Origin of the sequence: Streptomyces sp. NPDC048650, assembly GCF_043199095.1 — a bacterium.
Lineage (GTDB): Bacteria > Actinomycetota > Actinomycetes > Streptomycetales > Streptomycetaceae > Streptomyces.
This window is the reverse complement of the sequence record NZ_JBICVM010000003.1, coordinates 294427-303927: the sequence shown is the minus strand read 5'-3', so window position 1 is coordinate 303927 and position 9501 is coordinate 294427. Positions and strand designations below refer to the sequence as shown.

The window sequence follows — 9501 nt, the reverse complement described above, 5'->3', positions numbered from 1 at the left end:
ACGCGGTCACGCGGTCACGCGGTCACGCGGTCACGCGGTCACGCGGTCACGCGGTCACGCGGTCACGCGGTCACGCGGTCACGCGGTCACGCGGTCACGCGGTCCGACCCCGAGACGTACCGCCTGGCGCTCCTCGTCCGCGGGGTCGGGGCAGGCGCGGGGAGGCACCGGGAAACCCAGCACATGTCGCACGACGTGTTCATCGCCTCTTCCTCGCGGGGACCCCGGCATCAGGCCCTCCACAGCCACGAGTGAACTCATTGCCAACACAGTTGTGCACTCTGCGCTCACGACGCATCGGCCGCATTCCGGCATCGTGAAGGAGCGTCAGTTCGGCAATTGCTTGCCACTTCTCCCGCGAGATGAAGGAGGGCCGGAGCATCGACTTCATCGCCATGGCCTGGAAGGGCAACACCCCTCAGTACAAGAGCCAGGCCGCGACCGCGGAGAACTGACCGACCGAGCGGGCGGAACTTCAACGCACCAGGGCTGGTGCTTCGCGGGGGACAGTGCCAGCCACCACCGACGCGTCATCGTACGAACCGACGCGTGAGGTGCGCCCGTATGCCGTTGGGCACCGTTGAGGTGACGCCGGTTGGGCTGCGGCGCGCACGGATGGCCGGTGGCCTCTGTGCGTGCCGCAGGCTGTGCGTCGACGCACCGCCGGTTCGCCGCCGCCTGCTGACGACCCCTGTCGCCACGGGCGGCCCGCCAGGCTCAGCCGCGCCGGCGGCGGCTGCGCAAGGCCGACTAGTCTCCCCCGCCTGGGTGCGTGCTCCGTCGGCGCGCCCGATCCGGGAGCCAGAAGGCCCGGGACATGACTTTCTGCTCGTGTTTGGTCTGCTCCCACGTGAGCTGCTCCCGGAACAGCCGACCGTGTGCCTTCAGGGCCTCGGTGGTGAGCCGTTCGGCGATCGTGCCCAGTCCGGCCGACTGCAGGGCTCCGACGAGGACCGCCTGATCGGCGAGGGAACGCGCCCGGACGAGGTGGTCCACGACGCGTCTCAGCACGCGTTCGGCCCGCAGGCCGGCACCGCCGGTGGAGTGGAGCCGCTTGGCCAGTGGGACGACATCGAGGACCGGGCACTCGACGTACCTGACGTGGATGGCCGCGTCGAGATGACTGGTGAGCGAGGCCGATTCGAGGGCCAGCATCAGGGACGCCAGGGTCGCCGGCTCCATGTCGCCGGCATGCCGGCACAGGACGTCCTGGCGGGCGTAGCGCGATCCGGCCTCGGCGAGGGCCTCGAGGAAGAGGCCCGACTGTCCTACGAGGTCGTCGTACACCGTGCACCGGAAGAGGGCATCGGCGTGTTCGGACAGTCCGTGCCACTCCAGCCAGGTGAGGAGTGCGGCGACCTCCGCGGGCGGGAGGACCCTGGCCGCCGCCCTCATGATCGACTCCGAGCCCGTGGCCATACCGCCCAGCATCTCCAGCAGCTCGGCGATCTGCTCCGCCGCTCTCGTACGCACGGCCAGGACCAGCAGGTCCGCCGCGAACTGATGGTGTCCCGTCATGTAGAGCTCGCTCATCAGGACGGCGACGTCGTGGACGGGACGGCACTCCGCGGCCCTGGACAGCACCGACCGGGCTCGGCCGTCCCGGAGGGCTTGGACGAGCAGGATCAGATGCCCGACACTGCGGTTCTGCGTCTGGACGAAGACGCTCTCGGCATCCTGCTCCAGGTTCTGGTGTGTCAGCGAACCCATCAACTCGGCCACGTCCGAGGCGGGCCGCCGGGCTGCCGCCGCCCGTTGCAGGACGTCGACGTGCCGGGCCAGGCATGCGTCGCGCAGCGCGACGCTCAGCGTCACCAGGTCGCACACCGATCTCTGGGCGGCAGCGGCAGACATGGCGGCGACCACCGCGTCGTCGAGTTCGCCGCCCGCCAGGGTGAGGGTCACGGACACCAGGTCGGGGACCGCACGGACCACGGCCGCCGCTCCCAGGAGACCCTCGGCGTGCTGCGGGAGTCCGGCCCGGTGCAGCGCGATTGCGAACTCGGCCACGTCCTCGGGCCGGTGGAACTCCACCGACGCCTGCACCAGGATCACCACGTACTCGTCGAGGCCCTCGCGGAGCAGTTCCCGGGCCAGGGCGCTGGTGTCGTCGACCGAGCGGGCCACCACCATGGGCGGCAGCACGGTCTGCGCGTACGCGTCGAACCCCGCCTGCCGCAGCGCGGACAGGAGACCCGCCACTTCCTCGATGGTGCGCGACTCGCTGGCCGACCTCACCAGCTCACTCGCCATGGCCTTCCGGGTACGCAGCTCCAGATCCCCCACGGCCCTCACCAGCTCGGACACCGAGGACCTGCGGTCCGCCTCCTCCAGCATCACCATGATCGAGGGTGCCCCGTCCGCCGCCTGCCCGTCCTCCTCCCGCCCGTCTCCGCCGCCCAGCTCCTGGAAGGTTTCGAGCCTGGTCTCCAACTGCTGGCACCGGTCCTCGGCGGCGATCAGCTCGGCGCGCGTGACCGCCAGTGACTCCTGCAGGTGCATCACCTGTTTCTGCAGGTCACAGCTTTCCTCCTGCAACCGCTCGTACTCGCCCTGCCACAGCTCCACTTCGCCCCGGCGGGCGAGACGCTGTTCCTCCAGCTGCGTCTCCAGATTCCGGCACTGGCCCCGCACCTTCGCCAGGCGGCCCTCCCTGTCCAGCAGCGCCTCCTCCAGAGCCCGCTGGCGTGTCGTGATGCGCCGGGTGTCCTCGTCCGCCTCGGCCAGCTTGTCCTGCAGCCCCTGCACCTCACTGCTGTGCTTGTTGCTCTTCAGCGCCGCCCGATGCAGATCCCGCAGGGCCGCCTCCGCCTCGGGGGTGAGGGGAGCCTGGTCCTCCTGTACGTCGGCGATGACGCCCGCGACGAAGGTCCACGGCGGTACCCGCTCGCCGTTGAGGTAGCGGGTCACAGAGCTCGCATTGAGGAACCGGCGTGCGGCGTAGCGCCGCACGCTGATCCCGAGCGTGAGGAAGACACGGCGCAGATCCTCCGCCAACGCCCGCTTCTCCGGCGCCAAGTCGTCTTTCAGCGGGGCCAGACCCACCGGCCGAACCGAGCCGGCCACGGCCATCTCGCCAGGGGGGCGCACCTGTCGGTCATACATCCCGCCAGTATCACGACATTCCCCTTCCCCAGGCGGGAAAGAGGTGTTGCCACCTGAGACGGCAACACCCCGGGTGCTGCCACCGCGAACGGCAACGCCCACAGCGGTCCTCGGCGCCCTTCGCCCGGCCTCGACAGGCCACGATCGGTCCCGGGGCGCATGCCCCGATCCCGAGCAGGAGGAAACACCATGACCACGACCGGCGACGCCGAGCGGCCGCGTACCGTCCGAGCGGTCTTCTGGCGACGGCTCGCCCGCCAGGCGGCTCTCGGTGCCGCCGGCGCGGCCGGTTCAGGGGTCGTGAGTCTGTTGTTGTGGTGGCTGCGGGGCAGCTAGGGCCGGTCGTCTGGATCACGTCGGATCGGGTCGGATCACGTCGGATCAGGTCGGATCGGGTCGGATCAGGGAGCGGGTCTGGTGCGCGGACGGCGCTTCGGCGGTGCTGCCAGGGCACCCTGGGGCTCGCGCGACGGATCACCCGCTCCCGACGAGGTCGGTGACCGGCCGGCTCTTGCCCTCGCCCGGAGTGCCGGTGGCCACCGTGAGGCGTCGGGTCATCGCCGAACGCAGCACGGCCTCCCCGTCTTTGCGACCGCGCCGCCGCAAACACCCTGTTGTTCCCGGCGCTCCCCCGCTGCGACGCAGGAAGCAACTCTTCCCTTTCTGCTCGCCAGTTCGAGTTGATGTTGTAGGTTCGAACGGCAATCGCGTTGCCGATCAGGGGCGGTCGTCACCATCAGTAAGCAAATTCTTGAATTCGCTGCGCTGGGTACCGAGGGCACCGTCCGACACCCGGACGCGGGGTGGCCCGCGCCGGGGCTTTGCGCAGCGTGACCGCGGCCGCCCGTCGGCAGGGCCCCGTCTCCTCGGGGCCGCTTCCGCGATTATCCGGGCGCGCGGGGACGGCGGGGACGCCGGACGCCACCGGGCGTGCCGGGCGGGAGCCGGATGAGCACACACGCAACTGGGCCGCCGTAGCGATGACTTCACGGCCGGAGCGGGGATTCGTGCTGCCCGGCCGGGCCCGGGGCTCGCCGGCCGGGTGTGCCGGAACCGGCCGCTCCGCCCTGTTCGCCCACCCCGTTCCCTCCCGTTCGAGGACCTGATGGATCTGATGTCACCCCTACCGGACGTGGCCTTCTGGCTGCTGGTGCTCGCCCTGGTCGCGGCCGTCGTCGCGGCGCTGCGGTACCGCCGTGTCGCCGGCCGGCGCGCGGCTCGCGTCGGCGCGCTCGAAGCGGCCGTGCGGATGCGGGACGACGAGGCCAGACACCTGGTCGAGCGGCGGTTGCCCGCCCTGTCGGACGGGCTGCGCCAGGGACGGCAGGCGGACGTGCCCGGGCCGCTGCACGGGCAGCTGAGCGGGACGCAGTTCGCCGACGACCAGGAGCGGGTGCTCGGCATGGTGGCGGCGGCCGAGGAGAACGCCGAACAGACGGCGCGCGGCCTGCTGCTGGATGTGGCGCGCAAGCTCCAGGGGCTGGCGAACAACCAGCAGGTGAAGATCACGGAGATGACGGCGCGCCACGACGACCCGGAGTTCCTCCAGGACCTGATGGACGTCGACCACACCAACGCGCAGATTCTGCGGCGGGCGGTGGGAATGGCGGTCATCTGCCGCTCCTGGCCCGGACGTCAGCACGACGCGACGTCGCTGCACGACGTGGTGCGCGGCGCCGTGGGCCGCATCCTGGACTACCAGCGGGTCCAGATCGTACGGATCGAGGACAGCCGGGCCGTGCAGGGGCGGGCGGTCGAGGCGCTGGTGGTGGCGCTGGCCGAGCTGCTGGAGAACGCCACCCGGTCGTCGCACCCCAACACCCCGGTGCAGGTGCATGTGCAGCTGACGCACGGCGGACTGGCCGTCGTCATCGAGGACGCCGGCGTCGGGCTGAACACCGCGGAACGCGCGAAGGCCACCCGGCTGCTCAACGACGCGGCACTCGGGGTGGCGGGTCTCGGGAGCCCGGCACGGTTCGGGCTGGCCGCGTGCGGGGCGCTGGCTCGGCGGTACGGATTCTCCGTATCGGTCGACTCGGCCTCCGCGTTCGGCGGCGTACGGGCCGTGGTGAACATCCCCGGAACGCTGCTCACCGACGCGCCCGCCACGGCCCCCGTGGCGGCTCTCGCACCGCAACCGGTGGCCGTCGCGACACCCGCGGCCCCCGCCACCACGGCGGGCGGGCTGCCCAAGCGCACCCGGAAGCGGCAGCCGGCCCCCGCGGAGACCGCGGGCCGGGCGGCAACGCCCGCCCGCCGCTCACCCGGTGAGGCGGCGGCGCCGCTCGGCGCGTTCCAGCGCGCCAGCCAGGCGGCCGCCCAGCAGCGCCGGGCCCACCCGGACCGGACACACACGGAAGGAACCCCCCAGCCATGACCACCCACAACCGCGATGCCTGGATGCTCCGGCAGGTGCTCGACCAACCCGAGGTGTACGACGCGATCCTGGTCACCGCCGACGGACTGGTGAAGGCCTTCTCGGAAGGGCTGAACGAGGACCGGGCGGACAGCATCGCGGCGGCGCTGGCCGGGGTGCAGTCCACCAGCAGCGCCACCGCGATGTTCTGCCGGGCGCCGGCCGACTCGTGGCAGCAGAGCCTGGTGCAGTTCGCCGGGGGCTACGTCGTCACCATCCGCGCCGCGGAGGGGACGTTCCTGTCGGTGGCGGCCTCCGGCGCCGCCGACGTCGGGCAGGTCGCCTACCGCATGCACGAGGTCGTGGACCAGCTCGGGCGGGAGATGGGCAGCCGGGCCCGGCTGGATGTCGGCAGTCCGACATGACGCCCCAACGCAGGCGGGACCTGGTGCGGTCGTTCGTCCTGACGGGCGGGCGGTCGCGGCCCACCCGCAACACGCACGTCCTGGACGTGATCACGATGGTGACCTCGGTGCCCGACAGACCGCTGAGCGGGCTGGGGCCCGAGCAGGCGGCCATGGTCGAACTGTGCCGGGGCGGCTATCTGTCCGTGGTCGAGGTCGCCGGTCATCTGGGACAGCCGCTCACCATCACCCGCGTGCTGCTCGCCGATCTCCTCGACTCCGGTCACCTCGTCACGCGGACGACCCACGCCCCGGCCGAGACCGCCACCGCCACCGCCACCGCCACCGCCAGCGACACCGACACCGACACCGCGTCCCGGTCCGACGACGCGCACATCCTGGAGAGGTTGCTGCATGGCCTCAACGCTCTATGACGGCATCTACGTCCGCGACTCGGTGCAGATCACCGCCAAGCTGATGGTGGTCGGGCCGTTCGGCGTGGGCAAGACCACCCTGATCGGTGCCGTGAGCGAGATCGAGCCGCTGCGCACCGAGGAGCTGATGACCCAGGCCGGCGCCGCGGTGGACGACCTGGCGGGCGTCCAGGGCAAGACGACCACCACGGTGGCGCTGGACTTCGGCCGGCTCACCCTCGCCGACGACCTGGCCCTGTACCTGTTCGGCACCCCGGGGCAGCAGCGGTTCACCCAGATCTGGCAGGACCTGGCGCGGGGGGCGTACGGAGCGCTGGTGCTGGCCGACTCACGGTTCCTCGACCAGTCCTTCGAGGCGCTGGGCCTGGTGGAGCAGTACGGACTGCCGTACATCGTCGCCCTCAACACCTTTCCCGACACCCCGGACCACCCGGAGGAGGAGCTGCGCGAGGCCCTCGACCTCGATCCCGGCACCCTGCTGATCACCTGTGATGCCCGGGACCGGGAGTCGGTCAAGTCCGCACTCGTCGCACTCGTCCAGTACCTGTTCAACCGTCACCAGGAGCAGCAGTCGTGACCTCGCCCCTTCAGGGCCACAGCCCCGTGCCGCCTCCGGGCTGCCCCGCCCACCAGCCCGCCGCGGACGGGCCGCCCGCCGAGCCCGCGGCGTCCGGGCTGCCGGTCCTGTACGGCGAGGCGTTCGCCGCCGACCCGGACGCCACCTACCGGCGGCTGCGCGAGCAGGGCCCGGCGCACGAGGTCGAGATCGCGCCGGGTGTCGAAGCCGTCCTGGTGACCGGTTACGACGCGGCGCTGGAAGTGCTGCGCAGCCCGTACTTCTCCAAGGACGCGCGGCGCTGGACGGCAGTGGCCGAGGGGAAGGTGCCGGCCGACAACCAGGTCGTGCCGTTGATGGGCTGGCGGCCCAGCCTGTGGTTCGCGGACGGGGACCGGCACCTGCGGCTGCGCACCCCGGTGGACGACGCGCTCGACCGCGTGAACCCGCACCAGTTGCGCGCCTCCGTGCAGCGCAGCGCCTCCGAGCTGATCGAGCGGTTCGCCGCGGACGGGCACGCCGATCTCGTCGCCCAGTACGCGGGGCCGATCCCGACGCTGGTCTTCGCCCAGCTCTTCGGCTGTTCCGGCGATCTCAGCCACCGGATGGCCGCGGCGTGTCTGCGGATGATCGACGCCGAACCCACCACCGCCCAGCAGGGTGGCATGGACCTCGCGCAGTGCCTGGGTGAGCTGATCGGCAGGAAGCGCGGCGCCCCGGGCGCGGACGTCACGTCATGGATGATGGCCCACCCCGCCGGCCTCACCGACGAGGAGATGGTCCATCAGCTGGTGGTGCTCATCGGTGCCGGCACCGTGCCGCAGTCGGCATGGATCTCCACCGCCACGATGATGCTGCTCTCCGACGACCGCTTCGCCACCCACCTGACCGGCGGCAGCCTGACCGTCGCGGACGCCCTCAACGAAGTGCTGTGGCTGCATTCGCCGTTGTCGAACTTCTCCTTCGTGTATGCCGTTCAGGACTACGTCCTCAAGGACCGGCGCACCGGCGCGCAGACCCGCATACCGTCGGGTGTTCCCGTGCTGATCAGTCATGCCGCGGCCAACACGGACCCCGCCCTCGCCACCGACCGGGGACTGCGCGCGGCCAACACCTCCCACCTCGCCTGGGGCGCGGGCCCGCACGCCTGCCCCGCCAGCGACATCGCCGGCATCATCGCCGACGTCGCCATCGAGACCCTGCTCGACCGGCTCCCGGACATGTACCTGGCCGCCGACGCCGACGCCCTGACCTGGCGGCCCGGCCCCTTCCACCGCACTCTCACGGCGCTGCCGGTCCGTTTCACGCCGAGCGCCACGACTCCACCACCGCCCGCGACGAACGATGGAGCACTGCCATGGAAGCCCAGTCCTGCCCCGTCCTCGACCCCTCCGGCACCGACCTCCACGGCGAGGCCGCCCGCCTCCGTGCCCGAGGCCCGGCCACGCCGGTGGAGCTTCCTGGGAAGGTCCAGGCGTGGTCGGTGACCCGCCACGACCTGATCAGGCAGCTCGCCGCCGACCGCCGGGTCTCCCGCGACCCGCGGCAGCACTGGCCCGCGCTGGAGTCCCTGCCCCAGGACTGGCCGCTGAACGTCTGGGTCCGCGTCACCAACGCCTTCACCTCCTACGGCGCGGAGCAGCGGCGGCTGCGGCGGCTGATATCCGTGGCCTTCACCCCGCGCCGTACGGAATCGCTGCGCCCCCTCGTCCAGGACCTCGTCGACCGACTGATCCGCGAGCTGGCGGCCGTGCAGCCGGGCGAGGCCGTCGACCTGCGCAGCCGATTCGCGTACGTCATCCCCACCGAGGTCATCTGCGACCTGTTCGGCGTGCCGGACAGCATGCGGGACTGGACCCGGCGGGTCATCGACGCCGCGCTGCACACCGCGGCGACCCCGGAACAGGCGAAGGCCGACTTCGACGATCTGCTGGCATGCATGGGCACGCTCGTCGCGGCCAAGCGCGAGACGCCGGGCACGGACCTGACCAGCGACCTGATCGCCGCCCGCGACGGCGAGGCCAAACTCGACGAGGAGCAGCTGGTCTCCACGCTGATCCTGATGATCGGCGCGGGCAGTGAGACCGCGGTCAACCTCATCGTCAAGGCGACGCTGGCGCTGCTCACCCGCCCCGATCAGCTCGCCCTGCTCCGTGCCGGGACGGTCACCTGGGACGACGTGATCGAGGAGACCCTCCGCAGGGACGGGCCCATCATGCACATGCCGTTGCGGTACGCCGTCGAGGACATCGACCTCGGCGAGGGCGTGCTGATCAAGAAGGGCGAGGCGATCCTCCTCGCCTTCGGCGCCGCCGGCCGGGACCCCGCCGTACACGGCGACTCCGCCGACGACTTCGACGCGGCGCGCGCCGTCAAGGACCATCTCGCCTTCGGACACGGCGTCCATTACTGCCTCGGCGCGCCGCTCGCCAAGATGGAGGCCGACCTCGCGCTGCGGGCGCTGTTCGGTACGTTCCCGGACCTCCGACTTGCCGTTCCGGAGGGGGAGTTGCGCCCCCAGGAGTCGTTCATCGCCAACGGACACCAGAAGCTGCCGGTGGTGCTGCGGGAGCGGTGAACGAGGGTGGGGGGCGAGGGCGGCGGCGGAGCCGTGCGCAGGGCCGCCGCGCCGCACCGACCATGCGT

At 71.7% G+C, this 9501-nt stretch carries 8 protein-coding genes; 7 read left to right on the top strand and 1 reads right to left on the bottom strand.

Going from position 1 to position 9501, the window contains the following annotated elements:
- Positions 1 to 750 precede the first annotated feature (750 nt).
- Complete coding sequence (locus ACGFML_RS10665) at positions 751 to 3105, bottom strand: ATP/GTP-binding protein (protein WP_393542158.1); 2355 nt, start codon at positions 3103 to 3105, stop codon at positions 751 to 753.
- 189 nt (positions 3106 to 3294) lie between these two features.
- On the opposite strand from ACGFML_RS10665, the gene ACGFML_RS10660 reads away from it, so the two are divergent.
- The 7 genes from ACGFML_RS10660 to ACGFML_RS10630 all read left to right on the top strand — a co-directional run bounded on the left by ACGFML_RS10660 (position 3295) and on the right by ACGFML_RS10630 (position 9433).
- Entirely contained in the window at positions 3295 to 3441 is a 147-nt protein-coding gene (locus ACGFML_RS10660) for a hypothetical protein (RefSeq protein ID WP_393542156.1), read from the top strand.
- 769 nt (positions 3442 to 4210) lie between these two features.
- Positions 4211 to 5482, top strand: coding sequence for an ATP-binding protein (locus tag ACGFML_RS10655; protein ID WP_393542154.1), 1272 nt, complete (start codon positions 4211 to 4213; stop codon positions 5480 to 5482).
- On the top strand, positions 5479 to 5886 hold the full coding sequence (locus tag ACGFML_RS10650) for a roadblock/LC7 domain-containing protein (RefSeq protein ID WP_393542153.1): 408 nt from the start codon (positions 5479 to 5481) through the stop codon (positions 5884 to 5886). Before ACGFML_RS10655 ends, ACGFML_RS10650 begins: the two co-directional genes overlap by 4 nt.
- Positions 5883 to 6299 carry a DUF742 domain-containing protein gene (locus tag ACGFML_RS10645; RefSeq protein ID WP_393542151.1) on the top strand — a complete coding sequence of 139 codons (417 nt, stop codon included), beginning with the start codon at positions 5883 to 5885 and terminating at the stop codon, positions 6297 to 6299. Before ACGFML_RS10650 ends, ACGFML_RS10645 begins: the two co-directional genes overlap by 4 nt.
- The gene (locus tag ACGFML_RS10640; protein ID WP_393542149.1) at positions 6280 to 6876 is read left to right on the top strand and encodes an ATP/GTP-binding protein; all 597 of its coding nucleotides are present in this window, start codon (positions 6280 to 6282) and stop codon (positions 6874 to 6876) included. Before ACGFML_RS10645 ends, ACGFML_RS10640 begins: the two co-directional genes overlap by 20 nt.
- Positions 6873 to 8342: a cytochrome P450 gene (locus ACGFML_RS10635; protein WP_393542147.1), complete on the top strand. Its 1470-nt coding sequence runs from the start codon at positions 6873 to 6875 to the stop codon at positions 8340 to 8342. Before ACGFML_RS10640 ends, ACGFML_RS10635 begins: the two co-directional genes overlap by 4 nt.
- Positions 8339 to 9433, top strand: a complete 1095-nt coding sequence (locus tag ACGFML_RS10630; protein ID WP_393542145.1) for a cytochrome P450 — start codon at positions 8339 to 8341, stop codon at positions 9431 to 9433. The genes ACGFML_RS10635 and ACGFML_RS10630 overlap by 4 nt, the downstream gene beginning before the upstream one ends.
- Positions 9434 to 9501: the final 68 nt, after the last annotated feature.

Bases quoted from the DNA above. Each gene is read 5' to 3' on its own strand.
- ACGFML_RS10665 (WP_393542158.1), bottom strand. From the start codon at position 3,105: ATGTATGACCGACAGGTGCGCCCCCCTGGCGAGATGGCCGTGGCCGGC.
- ACGFML_RS10660 (WP_393542156.1), top strand. From the start codon at position 3,295: ATGACCACGACCGGCGACGCCGAGCGGCCGCGTACCGTCCGAGCGGTC.
- ACGFML_RS10655 (WP_393542154.1), top strand. From the start codon at position 4,211: ATGGATCTGATGTCACCCCTACCGGACGTGGCCTTCTGGCTGCTGGTG.
- ACGFML_RS10650 (WP_393542153.1), top strand. From the start codon at position 5,479: ATGACCACCCACAACCGCGATGCCTGGATGCTCCGGCAGGTGCTCGAC.
- ACGFML_RS10645 (WP_393542151.1), top strand. From the start codon at position 5,883: ATGACGCCCCAACGCAGGCGGGACCTGGTGCGGTCGTTCGTCCTGACG.
- ACGFML_RS10640 (WP_393542149.1), top strand. From the start codon at position 6,280: ATGGCCTCAACGCTCTATGACGGCATCTACGTCCGCGACTCGGTGCAG.